Here is an 18,087-nt window from a genome sequence, read left to right as displayed (position 1 = left end):
AGACGAGAAGATGAAATTCAAACTCAATGTAGTCACCCTCGCCCTTATCGCTAATGCCGGTATCGTCATGCCTGGCATGGCACTGGCCGATGGCTATGGCATTCAAAACGCCAATACCGAGAAGGTGAAGTTCGATAAGTGGGACTGTAAGCGTTGTAAAATTGAAACTGGCATCAGCGGCACTGTAGGTGTTGGCGTGGGTTACAACGACAGCGATGATATACGCTCTGCCAACGCATTTGCCGCCGAAAATGAATTTGCCGGTAAGGTCGATGCCGATGTCAGTTACGTCAGCGAATCTGGTTACCGTGCCAGCGTAGAGGCGCAAAACCTCGGCATGGAAAACGGTTCTCTTGATCTCGAAACTGGCAAGGTAGGACAGCACAAGCTGAACATCAACTACCGTCAAATTGCCACCTACAAGACTGACAAGGCGATGAGTCCTTATCAAGGCGTAGGCGGCGACCACCTCACTCTGCCAGACAACTGGCAAACTGCGGGCTCAAGCCAGGATATGAGTGAGCTATACAACAGCCTTAACCCACTTGAACTCTCCCTCAAGCGCAAGCGCGCTGGCCTGGGCTTCGAGTATCAGGGTGAGGAGCTGTGGAGCACTTACATCACCTATGAGCGTGAAGATAAAACGGGTCTTAAGCAGGCATCAGGTAGTTTCTTCAATCAGTCTATGATGCTGGCTGAGCCTGTGGATTACACCACAGATACCGTGGAGGCAGGCGTCAAGTTCAAAGGCGACAACTGGTTTACCGCCCTGGCCTACTCAGGTTCAAGCTTTAAGAACCAGTACAGCCAGCTGACCTTTGACAATGCCTTTAATCCGACCTTCGGCGCGCAGACTCAGGGCACCATGGCGTTAGACCCAGACAACGAGGCGCACACCGTCTCGCTAATGGGCCAATACACAGCCGGTAGCACCATCATGAGCGGCCGCGTGCATTACGGTCAGATGAGCCAAGATCAGGCGCTGGTAACCTCTGGTTATGGTTATCAAACGCCAGTAGATGCCGTGGATGCTAAGGTCGATATGACTGGCGCTAACCTAAAGGTCGTGTCTCGCATCAACCGCACGGTTCGTGTTAACGCCAGCTATGACTATAGCGACCGCGATAACAAAACCAATGTGGAAGAATGGACTCAGATCAGCATCGACTCCACCACAGGCAAAGCGGCCTACAACACCCCTTATGACTTCACGACACAAAGAGGTAAAGTGGGTGTTGATTTGCGTATCAGCCGTGGCATGAAGCTTGATGTGGGTTACGACTACCGTCGCGACGAGCGTAGCTACCAAGATCGCGAAACCACTGATGAGAACACGCTGTGGGCTAAGTACCACCTAAGCGCATTTGACAAGTGGGATATGTGGATCAAGGGTAGCTATGGCGAGCGTGATGGTTCGCAATACCAAGCCTCAGAGTGGACCTCGAATGAGTCAAACAGCCTGCTGCGCAAGTACAACCTTGCCGACCGCAAGCGCACCATGGTCGAGGCTCGTGTTAGCCACACGCCAATCGATGCGCTGACCATTGACTTTGGTGGTCGTTACGCACTGGATGACTACAACGAAACCCAAATCGGTCTCACTGAGTCAAAAGATGTCAGCTATGACATCAACCTCAGCTACCTGCTCAACGACGATATGATGGTTAACGCCTTCTACAATCGTCAAAACATTGATTCAGAGCAGGCTGGCAGCACCAACTTTGGCGCGCCAAACTGGTTTGGTTTAGTTGAAGATCAGGTCGATGTGGTTGGCGCTGGGTTTAGCTACAACAATCTGTTAGAGAAGAAACTACGTCTTGGCGTAGACTACACCTTCTCAGATTCAAGCAGCAACACTCAGGTACAACAGGGTATCACTGGTGACTATGGCGATTACTATGCCAGAGTCCACAACGTCAATTTCTATGGTCAATACCAGGCCACCGATAAGATGGCTGTTCGTCTTGACTACAAGATGGAAAAATACCAGGACAATGACCCAGGTAACAGCATAGCGCCAGATGGTATTTGGAACGTCGTCGGATTTGGTTACAACAACCACGACTACAATGCCCACCTGATCATGCTTAGCATGAGCTACAAGCTGTAATAAGCTAAAGCCTACAAAAAAACCCGCGCCTGTCGCGGGTTTTTTATTGCCATCTCGCAAAAGCGTCCAGCAAGTCTAGTGTCTGGTAAATTTTTGCCTTAAGCTCAAGGTTCAATCCCTAAGCCGTTAACATCGACTTGTTCTTTCTCGACACACAACTTGCCCAACAAATAGTCGATCGCACCATGGCGATCATCGGCCACAATATCAATGTGATGAACAGCCAAGGCGTGATCCTGGGCTCTGGCGACCCACACCGAATCGGCTCCACCCACGAAGGTGCCCTGCTGGCCATCAGTCAGAATCGCACCGTTGAGCTCAACAACGCCAGCACAGGTAGCCTGCATGGGGTCAAGGCGGGCATCAACCTGCCGCTGCACTATCAGGGCGAGATCATCGGCGTTATCGGTATCACGGGCGAGCCTGAACACCTCAGGGCCTTTGGCCAGCTGCTGAAGATGACCGCCGAGATGATTGTCGAGCAGGCTAACTCGCTGGATGTGGCGCAATGGCGTGCTCGTCAGCAGGAGGAGTTTATCCTGCAGCTGATAAAACCTGAGGGACGGGATCTCGATCATCTCAGGATCTGGGCTAAACGACTCGATATCGATCTTGAGATGCCCAGAGTCGCCGCCGTCATTCGAATCAATGACGATACCAGCGACGAGCGTGCTAACTCTCTGCTCAAGACTGTTTTGCACCTGCTGGAAACGCCTTCAAGGGGCAACCTAATCGCCATGACCTCGATGACAGAGTTGGTGATCCTCAAACCCGCTTTTCTCGATGGCAAGTCTTGGAGCGCCGAAGCTGAGAGCTTGCGCATCGACCGCCTGCTTAAACGTCTGCCAAACGAGTTAAACACACGCCTCAAAATCGCCCTTGGCCACTACTTCCCCGATACCATGGAGATCAACCGCTCCTATCAGACGGCGCTGGAAACCCTCAATTTTGGTCAACAGTTACAACCTGAGCAGAGCAAATACCTCTATGAAGACCATGCCCTCTTGGTGATGCTCTCAGGCCTTAAGGATGACTGGCGCGGCAAACAGTTATTGACGCCATTTCAGCGCCTGATAGACAAAGACAAGAACGCCCTGCTGCGCAAGACGCTAGCAAGTTATTTGGGACACTTTGGCGATCAGCAAGCCTGTGCCAAGTCGCTGTTTATTCACCGTAACACCTTAAGGTATCGCCTGGATAAGATAGCCCAAATCACTAAGATAGATATTCATAAGCTCGACGGCCTGTTGCAGCTCTATCTGGGGCAGGTGTTACTAAGCCGCACCCAGGATGAGCAATAAAAAGGTCTAGAAATCGGGCTCACAGCTAAAACTCACCCGCTCACCGCTTAGCGGATGGTTAAAGGCCAGATACTGGGCATGCAGATGCAATCGGTTGGCCTTAGCACCATAGAGATCGTCACCGATAATCGGCAGCCCTAGGCCATCTTGATGAGCGCAGTGCACCCTGAGCTGATGGGTTCGGCCCGTTTTCGGAAACAGTGACAACAAGGTCGAGCCCTCTTCCCTGGCCTTTACCTGCCAATAGGTATGAGCATGTTTACCATGTTCAAAACAGACCAGTTGGCGCGGTCTGTCATCTAGGTCAACCCTCAGAGGCAACTTGATCTCCCCCGCATCGCCCTTTACTTCTCCAGCCACCTTGGCAAGATAGCGCTTCTCCACGGTGCGGCCGATGAACTGTTGTACCAACGCCTTATTGGCCTCGCTGCTCAGTGCGATCACCATCAAACCCGAGGTGGACATATCTAGGCGGTGCACTATCAGCGGTCCACTTGCCCTCGGAAAAGCCTGCTTCATGCGACTATAAACGCTATCACTGATATTCTTGCCTGGCACAGAGAGAAACTCCGCCGGCTTATTGATCACGGCTATCGCCTCATCCTGATAGAGAATGGGGAGCGCTTTGCCCTCGGCAGGGTTGCTCAGCAGCGGATTATCATCCAGCTCGATACCGGCAAGCATATGACCTAAAATGGGTTCGCACTTGCCCTGACAGGCACCATAGAAATGCCTATGTTGCTTCACCTCGGACTTGGGCGATGCCCCCCACCAGAACTCCGCCATCGCAATAGGTTTAAAGTGATGTTCAAAGGCAAATTGCAGCAACTTAGGCGCGGCGCACTCCCCCGCCCCGGCCGGCGGTAATCCATTAGGCAGGTGACTAAACAGGCTGTTAAGATCCTTAACCTCGCCCGCCTGATTTAAAAAGCGGTACTGGGCAAACAACTTTAGCTGCAAGGCACTGGACTGCTTGGCACGTCGCTGTTTTAAGGCGTCGAGATCAGCATTAAGGCTGGCAAGTTGGGTGGCGCGCACCTCAATCTGACTGTCCCACTCCTCATTTAACAGCCTGAGCCTGTGCTTCTCGGCCACGCTCTCGCGACCAAGCTGTTGCTGTAATGCCTCAAAGGCCGCGGCATCAAGCTGCTCACCCGCCACACGTCTGGCCTTGCGCGACTTACGGTTGTCGATAATCTCCGCCCTAAGTTCGCCCACAGCCTGTTCTTTGGCTTCGCGCAGCGCCTTAAGTTCGCTCTTTAGCCCGCTGAGAACGGAGGATTGTTGTAACGCCTCAAGCTCTGCCGTCAATTGATTGATGGCCAGTTGCTCGCCATGAAAAAAGCTATCCTGGGTCAGCATGTCAAACACAGGCGGCACAAACCCCGGCAGCAGATTCTGCTCGGCGAGTTTGCCTGAAAACGCCTTGAGATAACCAAGCTCACCCTGTTCATTTTGCACCACCAAGACGCCAAACATCTTGCCGATGGCACCTTCACGCTCGCCGCTCAGACCGAAGTTGTGCTGCCACTGCTTTTGATGCTCAAGATATTCCTGCAACTCACTTGCCGCCAGCTCACACAGCTTGTGGGGCTCATAATAGAAGGGAAAGGTAAACCGCTCAGGCAGCGCGATCCCCTCGACGGAGGCGCGAAACGGAGTGAAACATTGCTGGGCACAGTACATGGTGTCTGACATCTTAAGTAAATACGACAAAAAGCGGGGGCAATGGCGCTAGGCCCCCTTTCTGAAAGCGGGGATTTTACGCACTCTCGCCGGCTAAGTCATGCCGTAAAGGTCATTATTTTTGCGCATACGGACCGTTAAGACTATAGGGTTTTGATTATTGCGCTGAGCGCATGGGGATTCGTTGAGTTGCTGGCTTTCACGCTATGGCTTTCACGCGGCGAGGCTTCCTTGCCAGTACGGTTAACCTGCCGCCCATCAAGCAGGGCGCGTCGATACTGAACAAAACGAGACTCTAAACAGGAGGTGACACTAAGCTGTCCGTGAAACAAGGCGTGGCTGTATCAAGAGGTTATTGATGTAGCGCAGCGTGACATAACACACCACAAGGGTCGCCACCATTAACTCAAATACCGCTAACTCTCTCACCTGCTGCACATAATCAGCCTTTATCCCCTCGAGTACCATCCAGTTTGCCACCTTAAACAATGCCGTACTGCCAATCACTAAAGGGAAAGTAAACGCCGCATAGCCGGGGCTAAAGGGCAATCTCAGGAGCTTATAAAACGCCAGGTAGATAACAGCTGTCATCAGCACGGCGATGCCAAATAACAGGGCGATAATCACCGGCGATGGCGTTGTTGTAACGGTTAAATAGCCTGCCAACGAGAGACTGGCTGGCGCCGCCAGAATCGCCATAGTGGGTTTCGCCGCATCAGGCACTTCATGGGTAAACATGAAACGATAGATCATCATGGGCAGCATCACGGCATAAGCCAACATGCCAAAGAGCAGCGCGCCCTGCGCTATCCCTGCCAGTGCCGGATTGCCTGAGAAAGAGACATCCGCAACCACAATGCCTACGGGGGGAATAAACCAACTGGGCACCAAATGGTGAAGTTCAAAGTCTTTTGCCCTGTGATATACAAAGCTCACCAGAAAGATGATGTGGAGCACCACAGCCACTAGCCACAAGGCTTCACCCGCTAGCGGATAAAATTGCGCCAGGGAGTTAGACACCACCATGAGCGCCATCGCAAAGGTGGGGACGACACTGCCGACGACCGGATGAGCGAGATCTTGCCTAAGCAGAGCGTGATGAAAGAAAAACTTAACGGCCAAGACGACTAACAGCACGCTGGCAATCGCGGCGCCAGTCCACTGCCCATAGCCATGGAGCTCGGCAAAGTTTTCCCAACACCAACCTAAGCTTGCAATGCCCAGCGCCAAGCCCGCCATTGGTGTGGGTATGCCCCTTACGGCCTTGCTCATTTTATGAATCATAACAATCTCAATCAGGTGGTTTTTTATCTTCTTAGCAATGTTCACCATCATTTCCGGCATGAGAAGCAGAGCCTGTTTCTCAACAATTCAGCCCTGAGCAATTGCGTTTCAGCAGGACTCAACAGGCTTACCTTTCAAGTCTTCCAGCCAACAATGGGAACGGGAACATGCTCTGTCAGGTGACAGTTCGCACCAATGTTAAGGTTTATTTGGTGAAGTTATTTTGATCTAGGTCGAGGTCGGAACAAATGGTTATTGTGGCGATCAGCCCAATGGGGGGAATCTGGCAGTAGCGCCTGCCCGGCAGGGCTCGTACAATCACTATTTTGGCACGGTGAGTGAAGCAAAGCTTAGCGCTTACGAGCGAGAGGCATGGATGCCGAACTGGCAATTAAACAGGGATGTTATTCGATCGCATATATGGACACCTCGGATAGATCAAACATATAGAATCCCCCTCAATAACCAAACCAGGTCAAATCGAAGAATCATGCTCCCAGTATAAAATCTGGGATTTCACGTCTCCTCCAACCAGCCCCAAAACGTAATTAATTAAAATCAAACCGTTTGACATAATGAACACCATTAGGGCAGACTGGTGGTCGATAAATGGGCTTTGCACATTTTGCTATCCTTAAAACAAAGCCAATAGCTAAGGCCCACAGCGGCCGTATAACGCTACTCTTACGTCACGCATCGGGTGACAAATAACGCGACCAAACGGGTGATCTATGCCAATAACACAGACTACAAGTGCTAAGAAATCCAAACCTATTATCTTGATGACCATGGGCCAGCAGGACAAAAACCAACATCCGTACCAAGTGATGACCCACAAATATATGCAGCCGATTGTGGAAATAGCCAATGCTGTCCCTCTGCTCATGCCTACCTGTTTCGGCGTCGAGGACGTAGACCGATATCTGGACATGGTCGATGGGGTTTACCTCTCGGGCGCAGGCTCAAATATCGAGCCTAGCCTGTATGGACAAGAAAACCTTACCCCTGAAAAGAGCCAAGATCTGAACCGTGACATCGTCGACCTAGCAGTGATTGAAGGCGCCCTTAAGCGTAAGTTACCTATTCTGGGGATCTGCCGCGGCATGCAGGAGCTTAATATTGCACTGGGTGGCACCTTGTATCAAAAGGTCTATAGCGAACCCGGCTTTGATGATCACCGTGAAGATCCTCAGACCCCAAATCATGTGCAGTATGGACCCAGACACGCCATCAAGACGGTACCCGGCAGCTGGCTGGCCAAGTTGATTGGCGACAAGACCATGGTCAACTCCCTCCATGGCCAGGGGATCTGCACCCTAGGCAAGGGGCTCGAAGCCTTGGCTTATGGTGAAGATGGATTGATTGAGGCAATCCACGGCCCAGATTATGGCCAGTTTATCCTCGGCGTGCAGTGGCACCCTGAGTGGCAGGCCAATGAAAATCCTGACTCGGTCAAACTATTTCAAGCCTTCGGCAGTGCCTGTCGCGGCGAGGCCAGCTGGCAATCAGCCAACGACGACAAATTAACCGCCTAATCGAACAACCCTGCCCGTCGATTTGTGATCCAGACCGACTTTTATCTTCTATTTTCACCAATATTTGTGCAAGCGCACAAATATTGGTTGCGCTCACGTTAAATGTTAGGCAACTGGCACGAAGCCAGATTGTCTCTATCTACGGATAATGGTGCCAGCCTGAAAACCCTCTGTCCCTGCGCTAGGGGCGGGTTAACGCTAAACCAATAAATATAACCCACGACAGGGACACCCTATGAGCCTAGTATTGATCTTGATCGCCGTGATAGCCTTCATCGTTATCGCGACATCCAAATTTAAGCTTCACCCCTTCCTAACCCTCATTCTCGCCTCATTTATCGCTGCGTTTGCCTATGGCTTACCCAGCGCCGATGTGGCAAAAACCATCACCTCCGGTTTCGGCGGTATCTTAGGCTATATCGGCCTGGTTATCGTGCTGGGTACCATTATCGGTACCATACTGGAAAAGAGCGGCGCGGCGATTACCATGGCCGATGTGGTCATTAAACTGTTAGGTAAACGCTTCCCGACCCTCACCATGTCGATCATCGGTTACCTAGTCTCTATCCCGGTATTTTGCGACTCGGGCTATGTGATCCTCAACTCGCTCAAGCAGTCGATGGCCAACCGTATGAAGGTCTCCAGCGTCTCCATGAGTGTAGCCCTCGCCACGGGTCTCTATGCTACTCACACCTTCGTACCGCCAACGCCCGGCCCTATCGCCGCAGCAGGTAACCTGGGACTGGAATCTAACCTTGGCTTGGTGATTGGTGTCGGTATCTTCGTTGCCGCCGTTGCCGCACTGGCAGGTATGTTGTGGGCTAACCGCTTCGCTAATGTTGAGCCCGATGGCGAAGGCGCCGAAGAGCTTAAAAACAATGTAGAAGATTTTGACAAACTGAAGGCAACCTATGGCGAGCTACCTAGCCCAGCCAAAGCCTTTGCCCCCATCTTCGTGCCGATCCTACTGATCTGTTTAGGCTCTATTGCCAAGTTCCCTTCAATGCCACTGGGCGATGGCGCGCTATTCGATACGCTGGCTTTCCTGGGTCAACCTGTGAACGCCTTGATGATTGGCCTGTTCCTCTCGCTACTTCTGCTTAAGAGTGACGATAAGATCAAAGAGTTCAGTGAGCGCATCAGCCATGGTCTGGTGGTTGCAGCCCCGATTTTGTTAATCACTGGTGCAGGTGGTGCCTTCGGTGCCGTGCTCAAAGCCACAGAGATTGGTAATTTCCTTGGCAGTTCTCTGTCGGCACTGGGTATCGGTATCTTCATGCCGTTTATCGTCGCCGCGGCACTAAAATCGGCTCAAGGCTCATCGACCGTAGCCCTGGTGGCCACCTCTGCATTGGTTGCGCCTATGCTGGGCGATATCGGCCTGGCCAGCGACATGGGCCGCGTGCTCACAGTGATGGCCATTGGCGCCGGTGCTATGACAGTCTCACACGCCAACGACAGCTTCTTCTGGGTGGTCACTCAGTTTAGCCGCATGAGCGTGAAGCAGGCCTACAAGGCACAAACCATGGCGACCCTAATCCAAGGTGTTACCGCCATGACGCTAGTCTATCTGCTGAGTCTTGTCCTACTCTAAGCTAAACTCCCCGGCGCTGAAGGGTTAATACCTTGGCGCCGGACACCCCAGATTTAATTAAACGTTACTCCCCCTTCACACAGGAAGCCTGCATGAAAATAGTCATCGCGCCCGATTCATATAAAGAAAGTTTGAGCGCCATGGAAGTCGCCACAGAGATAGCACGCGGATTTAAAGCGGTGCTACCCGATGCTGAGTATATTAAGTTACCCGTGGCCGATGGCGGCGAAGGTACTGTGCAATCTATGGTCGATGCCACAGGTGGTAAACTGGTTAACCTCAAGGTCACTGGCCCACTGGGCAACCAGGTCGATGCGCACTACGGCTTACTGGGTCAAGAGATCGCTGGCCAGCGCACCGCGGTGATTGAAATGGCCTCGGCCTCGGGGCTGCACCATGTGCCTCCGGCCCAGCGCGATCCCCTAATCACCACCAGCTATGGCACAGGTGAACTTATCTGCCACGCGCTCAATAACGGCGTTACTCACCTGATCCTCGGACTCGGCGGTAGCGCCACCAACGATGGCGGCGCAGGTATGTTGCAGGCGCTCGGCGTTCACCTGCTCGATGGTCAAGGTACGCCCCTTGCCCCAGGCGGCGCAGCCCTCATCGAACTGGCCAGTATCGATCTCAGCGGCCTGCATCCACGTTTAAATCAGGTACAGATTGAAGTTGCCTGCGATGTAAATAATCCCCTGTGCGGCGAAAAAGGCGCATCCGCCATCTTCGGGCCACAAAAAGGCGCCGATGAGATCATGGTCGCCAGACTGGATAAGGCACTGGCTCACTTTGCCGATATTACCCACCTCGCGGGCCTTACGGAATGCCGCGAGGTACCGGGTGCAGGCGCGGCAGGCGGTATGGGTTTTGCGATGCTGGCCTATCTCAAGGCCAAGCTCAGACCCGGTATCGATATCGTGATGCAAACGGTTAAGCTGAGCGAGCAGCTCAAAGGCGCAGACTTAGTGATCACTGGCGAAGGCCGCCTCGACAGCCAAACCCTGCACGGTAAGACGCCCATGGGGGTCACCCGCGAGGCCAACAAACAGGGGATCCCGGTGATCGCCATTGCCGGCTGTGTTAGCGACGATGCCAATATACTGCTCGAACACGGCATAGAGGCTATTTTTTCAGTCACCCCAAGAGCGATGGCATTAGAACAGGTTCTGGCCAGTGCCAGCGACAACCTTTACCACTGCGCAGTGAATATCGCCCGCCTCTATCGGCTAGGTCGATAGTCCCAAAGCCAATTAAACTAAAGTGCCCAGGAACGACCCCCTTTGGTTAGTTCCTGGGCCCTCTCAGGGCTTTACTCCCCTGCCGCTAGCCATTTCACTTTTCCCCCTTGATGCGGTATAAAGCTTACAGTAAAGTTAGCTCCCTTTTTCGTTCGCCTGTTTTCGATTAGAAAACAGACACAAGTTAAGCGACGCGCCTCGATGACATCAAAACAGACACGACAAGCGACCGCCTCTGAAGAGGCCTTGATGCGTATTTTCACCTTGCCCGAGGCACCTAATTCGACCCTTGGCAAGATAGAGAAAAACCTGTCAGAAAACCTGATGGGATTCCTCAAAGAGAATATCGTCGCGGTCGAGAAACCACTTAGCGAGATCGAAAAAGACTTTCAGGCCCATCAGATCCCGGCCGCTCCCAGCTTCGTCTCCGACTATGCCGAGCAGATGATGCAAACGCTGATCGCCCACAGCGTACATACTTCGGCGCCCAGCTTTATTGGCCATATGACCTCGGCACTGCCCTATTTCGTACTGCCACTGTCGAAGATGATGGTAGGGCTGAACCAAAACCTGGTAAAAATAGAGACCTCCAAGGCCTTTACGCCGCTGGAACGTCAGGTATTGGGGATGATGCATCATATGGTCTACGGCCAGACCAAGACTTTTTATCAGAGCTGGATGCACAGCGCCAGTCACTCACTCGGCGCCTTCTGCTCTGGTGGTACGGTCGCCAATATCACGGCCCTGTGGATCGCTCGTAACCGTCTGCTAAAACCCGATGGGGATTTCAAGGGTGTGGCACAATCAGGCCTAATGCGCGCGCTGCGCCATTATGGCTATGATGATCTGGCGATCTTAGTGTCAACGCGCGGCCACTACTCTCTCGGCAAGGCCGCTGATTTGCTCGGCATCGGCCGCGACAACATCATCAGTATCCCCTGCGCGGCGGACAACAAGGTGGATGTGGCCAAGATGCGCGAGACGGCCAAACAACTATCCGATAAGAATATCAAGGTCATGGCGATTGTCGGTGTGGCTGGCACCACGGAAACCGGCAATATCGACCCGCTCGATGAGCTTGCAGATCTCGCCGAGCACCTTGGCTGTCATTTCCATGTAGATGCCGCCTGGGGCGGTGCCAGCCTACTGTCGAACAAGTATCGTCAGCTGTTATCCGGCATCGAGCGCGCCGACTCAGTGACTATCGATGCTCATAAGCAGATGTACGTGCCCATGGGCGCCGGCATGGTGCTATTTAAAGACCCGGAATTTGCCAACGCCATCAAACACCACGCCGAATATATTCTGCGCAAGGGCTCAAAGGATTTGGGTAGCCAAACCTTAGAGGGATCCCGCCCAGGTATGGCCATGCTGGTGCACGCTTGTTTGCAGGTGATTGGCCGTGACGGCTACGAGATCTTAATCAACAACAGCCTGGAAAAGGCGCGTTATTTCGGCGAGCTGATTGCCGCTCAAGATGATTTTCAGCTGGCATCTAAGCCAGAGCTTTGCCTGCTGACCTATCGCTATGTGCCCGCCAAGGTACAAGTGACACTGGAAAAGGCTGTACAGACTGGTGACACAGCGCGGGTGAGCGAGATCAACACCCTGCTAGACGGCCTGACCAAGTTTATTCAGAAGCGGCAGCGCGAACAGGGAAAATCTTTTGTCTCCCGTACCCGCATCATCCCGGCCAATAATCATGGCATCACTTCGGTCGTGTTTCGTGTGGTACTGGCCAATCCACTCACCAGCAAGGAGATTTTGCAGCAGGTTCTGGATGAACAGCGCGAGATTGCCAAACTGGACGATCGTTTCTTGCCTAAGCTGATGGCGCTCTGATCTCAACTAATCTCGATTCAGTTAAGAAATCTAGCCCTGTCGACCTCTGTTGGCAGGGCGCAGGCTCTGCGACCAAAGAGACGATAACGCCTGCTGGCAATCTGGCGATAACCCCAGTCTCTCAAGGCGCGGGGCAGCCACCTAAATAGCTTCAATAAGGGCCAGGCGCCATCGAGGTGACTCACCACCGCCAGCGCCGCTTCGCTCTGAGCCAGCACACCATCCTCATCTACCAGATAGAAGCTACTGAGATCCTCAAGGTCCACGACTATGCCGTGCTCGGCCAAGATCTGCCGGGCAATATCGCTCTGAATCGAGGCAAATCGAAAACGTCGCAGCTTGTCGCGTTTAACGATAAAACGCACGGCGCCATGACACAGGTTACAGGTGCCATCGAAGATCACTAAGGGATAGATATTATCCAGCCCGGCGGCATCATGAGTGTTAATGTGCTAATTCCTCGCGTTGGCTTTTCTTTAACTCAAGCTCATCGCCCGAGTGTATCACTCCATTGTTAATAAGCGGGGCAATTGAGACAAACCGGGGTTAAGACACAAGGCTTTGTGTAGTCATTGCAGCCAGAATAACCTAACCGCTGATAATACACCTAGCAGTCACCATATTGCGCCTGCATCAGGGCGATATAATCTGCCATCTCTTGGCCCGGCGTATGAGCAAAATGGCTGGCCAGAGGCAGCACGTCTGAGATGCGGTCGACTCTAAAGTTACGAAAATCGCCACGCAATTCGCACCAGGCCAGCAAGGTCCAGACCCCTTGCCAGTAATAGAGCGCCAGCGGGCGCACCCTACGCTCACTGTTACTTTGCTTGACATCTTGATAACTCAGCTGAATGTATTGCCGTTCTCTAGCGGTTTGACGCAGCAAGTCGAGAAAGGTGAATAGCTGACCATCGCTGTAAAAATCAGGGGCAAACATCAAAGACAGATAAGCCTTGAGGCGCTCAGGCAACACGGCTTCGACTTTGATCATCGCCTGCTTGGCGGCGCTGGCCAGCTCATGGCCACCCTGTGCCTGCACCATACGCATCCCCACCTGAATGGCCTCCAGTTCCTGTTCGTTAAACATCAAGGGCGGCACATTGACCTCATGGCGCAGCAGATAACCAACGCCTGCTTCACCTTCGATGGGGATCCCCGACAGGCAGAGATCATGAATCTCCCGGTAGATGGTGCGGCTAGAGACCTCAAGACGCTCCGCCAGCTGCTTGGCAGTGGTGAGGCGTCTGTGTCTGAGAATTTGGACGATTTGAAATAAGCGATCGGCGCGGCGCATAACTTACCTAATAATCACCGCTAGGCGCGGCCAGTGATAACGATACCAAGACTGACGAAACCGACGATATCTCGACCGGATAAGACCAACCTATCTAGACCTCGACGTGAACGCCGATATAGATATCGACGCTGTCGGTCTGAGAGTAACACTCGAAATCGGTCAGATACTGACGACGATAGGGGCATTCTGGGCGCTGAAAATAAGCCCAAATTTGCTGCCAGAGGGAGAGCACCGCCTGGGGCATCTCTCCCGTGGCGCTAAAACAGAGGTAGTTGCCGCCCTCTATGGTCAGGGGGGTTAACGCCCCGCCCTCGCAGGCCTCAATGGTTGCAGCCTCTACCGCCACCATCAGGCTATAGTCGCCATCCATGTCATTGGCATAGTCGTAATAGACCCCATACACAGGCAACTTACCGAGGATCTGCTTACCATACTGCCCCATGAAAGCCTGCCAGAGAGGCGCAATACTTTGCGTTGCCACCTCAGACTCATTGCCATTGTTGGTGCGAACGCTCATGCCGACCACGGACTTAGACGCGAGGTTTATCGTCTTCATCTCAATTCCTTCTGTTATATCCTTTGCATAGCTTGGGTTGCATAGCTTGGATTGGATTGGATAGCTTGCAAGCGCCGCAGCGCCTGCGTTAATCCTTTAAAATCTCAATCTCTAAAGTTAAAGCATCTGAGGGTTAAGAGCCTAACTTAAGTGCGCAAATTTAGCCTTTCAGACTAGGCGCCCAGAGGCCGACGCGCTTGCCTTCGCTGTCAACTATGACACAGCTGTAGCCACACTCACCTTCGTTGATGGCCATGATAGGCAGGGCGATCTCGACACCATTACGCTCCAGCCTTTCAACCATAGGCGCTAGGTGATCGCTAAGGTGCAGATAGAGAATGCTACCCTCTGAACTTGGGCGCATCATATCATGCTTTACCAGAGCGATGCTGGCCGCTTGGGACGCCTCTGTCTCTAAGATAGCCATCTCCATACCAAACATCTGCTGCTCACGAAAACTCACCCCGAACTGGCTCTGATAGAAGACTTTGGCTCTCGCCATATCCGCGACGGCGATCTCGCCCCAGACCAAAGGGGCCTGCTGTAAGGGTGCCTGTTGTAACACTTTCTGTTCTTGCATCATGCTCTCCTTAAAGGGCCAAATGCGACGCTCAACCCTGAGCGTCTACCTCATTCGGCACTATAAAGAGCTTAAAGCCCCCCTACTGACAGCCTATTGTCAGTAGAGAACAAACATTTCATAAATAAATGACACATCATTTCAGGCGCGAGTTTCTGCTCCCTATGCATTAGGCAGCTCTGCTTGATGACGAAGGACAAACGCGTCCATGGCGGCTTCTGCGCGGCGCTGCACGGTATCAAGCCCCTCCTGCTCACCAAAAGATTCGACCAGCTCGTAATAGCACTTCACCTTAGGCTCTGTGCCCGAGGGGCGAACGATCACTCTAGCTCCTCCTTCTAAACGATAGATGAGTACGTCACTGCGAGGCAGGTCAATCGTTTCTTCTCGTCCGTCGGCAAAGCGGCGCACGCCCAGGCTAATATCATCCACCGACACCAGTTTACGTCCCGCGACCTCAACAGGGTTCAGCGCTCTTAACTGCTCGCCTATGCTAGGCGCGCCGGGCTCGCCGCTCAGCGCAATACTCACCTGGCGGTTGAGGTAGTAACCATATTGGCGATAGATGCTCTCCAGTCTGTCCCAGAGTGTTTCGCCTTTGGCGACAAGCTCGGCGGTTAACTGCACAAAAGCCACCAGCGCGGAAAGACCATCTTTATCCCACACCATGCTACCAACCGTGTACCCCAGCGCCTCTTCGTAGGCGAACAAAAAGCGGTTGTGCTGGGTTTGTTTGCTCATGCCCACATTGGTGAGCCATTTAAAACCTGTCAGCGTGGTCTGACAATCGGCCTTCATCGACTGGCAGATGGATGATAAGAGACTGGAGGAGACGATAGTGCAGCAGAGCAGACGCTGATCGTTACTGGCATGGGAGAGCAGATAGTGACCCAGTAATACCCCCACCTGGTCCCCAGTGAGCATCTGATAAGCCTCAGTCGATGGCATCTCTGGCGTGGCGCTTGGTTTACGTACCGCCACCGCAAAGCGATCGGCGTCCGGGTCATTGGCACAGGCCAACATGGCGCCATGTTGATGGGCCTCGGCCATCACCAGATCCATGGCGCCAGCCTCCTCAGGATTGGGGAAATTGACCGTGGGGAAATCTCCATCTGGCTCACGCTGGGCCGCCACAGAATAGACCTGTGTGACCCCGATATCCTTAAGCAGGCTCTCGGCCATCTCGGCGCCGACCCCATGCATGGCGGTATAGGCCAGACTCACCATCTCAGGATGGGTATGGTTTTGCAGCACCTCGGCGTTTAACACACCTTGACGATAAGCCTGATAGAAATCGGCTTCCAGCATCACCAGCTTGCCGCTCTCTAGGCCATCTGCCAGCGGCAACATATCTACAGGCGTATTGGCCGCCAGCTCGATACGCGCCGCGATGCCAGTATCATGGGGCGGAATGATCTGCGCGCCATTGCCCCAATACACCTTATAGCCATTATATTGCGGCGGGTTATGACTAGCAGTCACCACTATGCCGGCCGCAGCGCCCAAGTGCAGCGCGCCAAAGGCCACCAGCGGAGTCGGCGCCACCGCACTGGTGAGAAACACCTTAAAACCGGCGGCGGTGAGCACGCTTGCAGCATCTTCGGCAAACTGTTTGGAATCATGGCGACCATCATAGCCGACGATCACCCCGCGACTGACGGCATTGTCAACCTGCGCCTTAAGGTATTCGGCAACACCTTTAGACGTCTGTTGCACCACTAAACGGTTCATCCGCATGGGACCGGCTCCCACCACGCCGCGAATGCCCGCGGTACCGAAGGTAAGTCGTCCAGCGAACCTGGCGGCCAGCTCCTCGTGTGCCCCGCTATCCACCAAGGTCTGGATCTCGGCGCGACTGCTTGCATCGCTATCGAGACTCAACCAATGTTTTATCTTTGCCTGTAACTGTGTGTGCATAATGCCTCCGCTGCGCTTGCTTCCTCTTAACAGTATGTCTGTCAGCAAGGCTTAACAAGTGAATTTGCATTAAAGATTCATTATATAAACTATAGAAGAAAGGTGCGGATGCCCCAATCAAAACAACCTCTTTGAGCGGCGCGCTTAGGATAATCAACGCACCCAAGGGTCGTCTTTTAAGGTGTGAAAATTAGCTGATTTTTACCTTGGGTTTTCGCCTGATACAGAGCCATATCGGCACGCTTTAGCGTATCTTGGTAAGAGGCGTCTTTAGCATTGATCCCTGTCATCCCCATACTGATGGTGGCACTCGGGCAATCTTCGGCCAATGCAGCCAGCGCCTGATTGAAATGCTGATGCAAGCCCTCGACCATAGTCATCGCCTGATTCGGCATCAAGCCCGGCAGCATCACAATAAACTCGTCACCACCAAAACGGTAAGCATAATCAGTTTTGCGAAACTCACGGCGACAGATCTCGGCAACCGCCAGGATATTTTCATCCCCCTTGTGGTGGCCTTTAGCATCGTTTATCTGTTTCAGGTTATCGATATCCAACATCAAGACGGTGGTGGGCATCTGTTGACGGGTAAAATTATCGAAGTGAATAGAAATATCGCGTTCGAGCCTGCGCCGATTAAACAAACCGGTCAGCTGATCGGTATCGCTCATCTCTCTAAGCTTAAGCTCCAGATCATGACGTTTAGAGATATTGCTGGCCACCCATAAAACCACTTCCTCGCCATCAACAAGAAAATCAAGTGCCTGAATCCGCCCCTCAAACCAGATAGGTTCTGTAGGCCCTTCATCGGGCAGCCCTTTTACATCCTTATTGCTCAGCTCATACTCTTCAATAAGCAAACGACGGCTGGAGAGCGCCCTGTCTATGATTTGTAAAAACCAGGCAGCCTTGGCAGGTTTAATCACATCTTGCAGACGGACGCCTATCAAACCGCGACCATCGTGGTAATAGCGGGCGTCACTGCCGCCAAATACGGCCACATATTTACCACTGCTCGATAGTATAAAGGCGGGATCGGGAAGGGCCTCAAGTACAGCCACCATCTGCTCATTTGCGATCATAACCGCTCCAATATTGAAGTCTTTATACTGGTATTTGACGCCAAATTAATGACAATTGCCAGTAA

The 18,087-nt window shown here is 52.8% G+C and carries 14 protein-coding genes; 6 read left to right on the top strand and 8 right to left on the bottom strand.

Features of this window, described 5'->3' with window-relative positions:
- Positions 1-10: 10 nt before the first annotated feature.
- Together NY07_RS01995 and NY07_RS01990 are read left to right on the top strand one after the other, a co-directional pair.
- The gene (locus NY07_RS01995) at positions 11-2,110 is read left to right on the top strand and encodes an MtrB/PioB family decaheme-associated outer membrane protein (protein WP_033537649.1); all 2,100 of its coding nucleotides are present in this window, start codon (positions 11-13) and stop codon (positions 2,108-2,110) included.
- Positions 2,111-2,247: 137 nt separating this feature from the next.
- Complete coding sequence (locus NY07_RS01990) at positions 2,248-3,411, top strand: sugar diacid recognition domain-containing protein (RefSeq protein WP_033537648.1); 1,164 nt, start codon at positions 2,248-2,250, stop codon at positions 3,409-3,411.
- Between the two features lie 6 nt (positions 3,412-3,417).
- Here the strand turns inward: NY07_RS01990 and NY07_RS01985 are convergent, their stop codons facing one another.
- Together NY07_RS01985 and NY07_RS01980 are read right to left on the bottom strand one after the other, a co-directional pair.
- Positions 3,418-5,097, bottom strand: a complete 1,680-nt coding sequence (locus tag NY07_RS01985) for an RluA family pseudouridine synthase (protein WP_033537647.1) — start codon at positions 5,095-5,097, stop codon at positions 3,418-3,420.
- A 312-nt stretch (positions 5,098-5,409) separates the two neighbouring features.
- The gene (locus NY07_RS01980; protein ID WP_033537783.1) at positions 5,410-6,381 is read right to left on the bottom strand and encodes a TDT family transporter; all 972 of its coding nucleotides are present in this window, start codon (positions 6,379-6,381) and stop codon (positions 5,410-5,412) included.
- A gap of 731 nt (positions 6,382-7,112) precedes the next feature.
- Between NY07_RS01980 and NY07_RS01975 the strand changes: the two genes are divergently transcribed.
- The 4 genes from NY07_RS01975 to panP all read left to right on the top strand — a co-directional run bounded on the left by NY07_RS01975 (position 7,113) and on the right by panP (position 12,590).
- Positions 7,113-7,916, top strand: coding sequence for a gamma-glutamyl-gamma-aminobutyrate hydrolase family protein (locus NY07_RS01975; protein WP_033537646.1), 804 nt, complete (start codon positions 7,113-7,115; stop codon positions 7,914-7,916).
- A 235-nt stretch (positions 7,917-8,151) separates the two neighbouring features.
- On the top strand, positions 8,152-9,510 hold the full coding sequence (locus NY07_RS01970; protein ID WP_033537645.1) for a GntP family permease: 1,359 nt from the start codon (positions 8,152-8,154) through the stop codon (positions 9,508-9,510).
- A gap of 92 nt (positions 9,511-9,602) precedes the next feature.
- The gene (locus tag NY07_RS01965) at positions 9,603-10,748 is read left to right on the top strand and encodes a glycerate kinase (RefSeq protein ID WP_033537644.1); all 1,146 of its coding nucleotides are present in this window, start codon (positions 9,603-9,605) and stop codon (positions 10,746-10,748) included.
- 201 nt (positions 10,749-10,949) lie between these two features.
- A complete protein-coding gene (panP, locus tag NY07_RS01960) occupies positions 10,950-12,590 on the top strand; it encodes a pyridoxal-dependent aspartate 1-decarboxylase PanP (RefSeq protein WP_033537643.1) in 1,641 nt (546 codons plus the stop codon).
- 17 nt (positions 12,591-12,607) lie between these two features.
- Here panP and NY07_RS01955 read toward each other — a convergent pair whose 3' ends face one another.
- From NY07_RS01955 to NY07_RS01930, 6 genes are all read right to left on the bottom strand, one after another.
- Entirely contained in the window at positions 12,608-12,994 is a 387-nt protein-coding gene (locus tag NY07_RS01955) for a thiol-disulfide oxidoreductase DCC family protein (RefSeq protein ID WP_200884287.1), read from the bottom strand.
- Positions 12,995-13,197: 203 nt separating this feature from the next.
- Positions 13,198-13,884 (bottom strand): helix-turn-helix transcriptional regulator, encoded by a 687-nt coding sequence (locus NY07_RS01950; RefSeq protein WP_033537641.1) that lies wholly within the window; start codon positions 13,882-13,884, stop codon positions 13,198-13,200.
- A 94-nt stretch (positions 13,885-13,978) separates the two neighbouring features.
- Complete coding sequence (locus NY07_RS01945; RefSeq protein WP_033537640.1) at positions 13,979-14,443, bottom strand: GyrI-like domain-containing protein; 465 nt, start codon at positions 14,441-14,443, stop codon at positions 13,979-13,981.
- Between the two features lie 160 nt (positions 14,444-14,603).
- Positions 14,604-15,023: a VOC family protein gene (locus NY07_RS01940; RefSeq protein WP_052125448.1), complete on the bottom strand. Its 420-nt coding sequence runs from the start codon at positions 15,021-15,023 to the stop codon at positions 14,604-14,606.
- Between the two features lie 162 nt (positions 15,024-15,185).
- A complete protein-coding gene (locus tag NY07_RS01935) occupies positions 15,186-16,940 on the bottom strand; it encodes a phospho-sugar mutase (protein ID WP_033537639.1) in 1,755 nt (584 codons plus the stop codon).
- A 176-nt stretch (positions 16,941-17,116) separates the two neighbouring features.
- Complete coding sequence (locus NY07_RS01930) at positions 17,117-18,022, bottom strand: GGDEF domain-containing protein (RefSeq protein ID WP_033537638.1); 906 nt, start codon at positions 18,020-18,022, stop codon at positions 17,117-17,119.
- Positions 18,023-18,087 lie beyond the last annotated feature (65 nt).

The sequence above is a fragment of the Shewanella sp. ECSMB14101 genome (genome assembly GCF_000773485.1).
Classification (GTDB): domain Bacteria; phylum Pseudomonadota; class Gammaproteobacteria; order Enterobacterales; family Shewanellaceae; genus Shewanella; species Shewanella marisflavi.
Note: the sequence above shows the minus strand (reverse complement) of the source record. Positions and strands in the feature narration are given on the sequence as shown.

Excerpts from the sequence above, each read along its gene's own strand:
- NY07_RS01985 (WP_033537647.1), bottom strand. The coding sequence starts at position 5,097 with ATGTACTGTGCCCAGCAATGTTTCACTCCGTTTCGCGCCTCCGTCGAG.
- NY07_RS01950 (WP_033537641.1), bottom strand. The coding sequence starts at position 13,884 with ATGCGCCGCGCCGATCGCTTATTTCAAATCGTCCAAATTCTCAGACAC.
- panP (WP_033537643.1), top strand. The coding sequence starts at position 10,950 with ATGACATCAAAACAGACACGACAAGCGACCGCCTCTGAAGAGGCCTTG.
- NY07_RS01940 (WP_052125448.1), bottom strand. The coding sequence starts at position 15,023 with ATGCAAGAACAGAAAGTGTTACAACAGGCACCCTTACAGCAGGCCCCT.
- NY07_RS01945 (WP_033537640.1), bottom strand. The coding sequence starts at position 14,443 with ATGAAGACGATAAACCTCGCGTCTAAGTCCGTGGTCGGCATGAGCGTT.
- NY07_RS01995 (WP_033537649.1), top strand. The coding sequence starts at position 11 with ATGAAATTCAAACTCAATGTAGTCACCCTCGCCCTTATCGCTAATGCC.
- NY07_RS01975 (WP_033537646.1), top strand. The coding sequence starts at position 7,113 with ATGCCAATAACACAGACTACAAGTGCTAAGAAATCCAAACCTATTATC.
- NY07_RS01935 (WP_033537639.1), bottom strand. The coding sequence starts at position 16,940 with ATGCACACACAGTTACAGGCAAAGATAAAACATTGGTTGAGTCTCGAT.
- NY07_RS01965 (WP_033537644.1), top strand. The coding sequence starts at position 9,603 with ATGAAAATAGTCATCGCGCCCGATTCATATAAAGAAAGTTTGAGCGCC.
- NY07_RS01930 (WP_033537638.1), bottom strand. The coding sequence starts at position 18,022 with ATGATCGCAAATGAGCAGATGGTGGCTGTACTTGAGGCCCTTCCCGAT.
- NY07_RS01970 (WP_033537645.1), top strand. The coding sequence starts at position 8,152 with ATGAGCCTAGTATTGATCTTGATCGCCGTGATAGCCTTCATCGTTATC.
- NY07_RS01980 (WP_033537783.1), bottom strand. The coding sequence starts at position 6,381 with ATGATTCATAAAATGAGCAAGGCCGTAAGGGGCATACCCACACCAATG.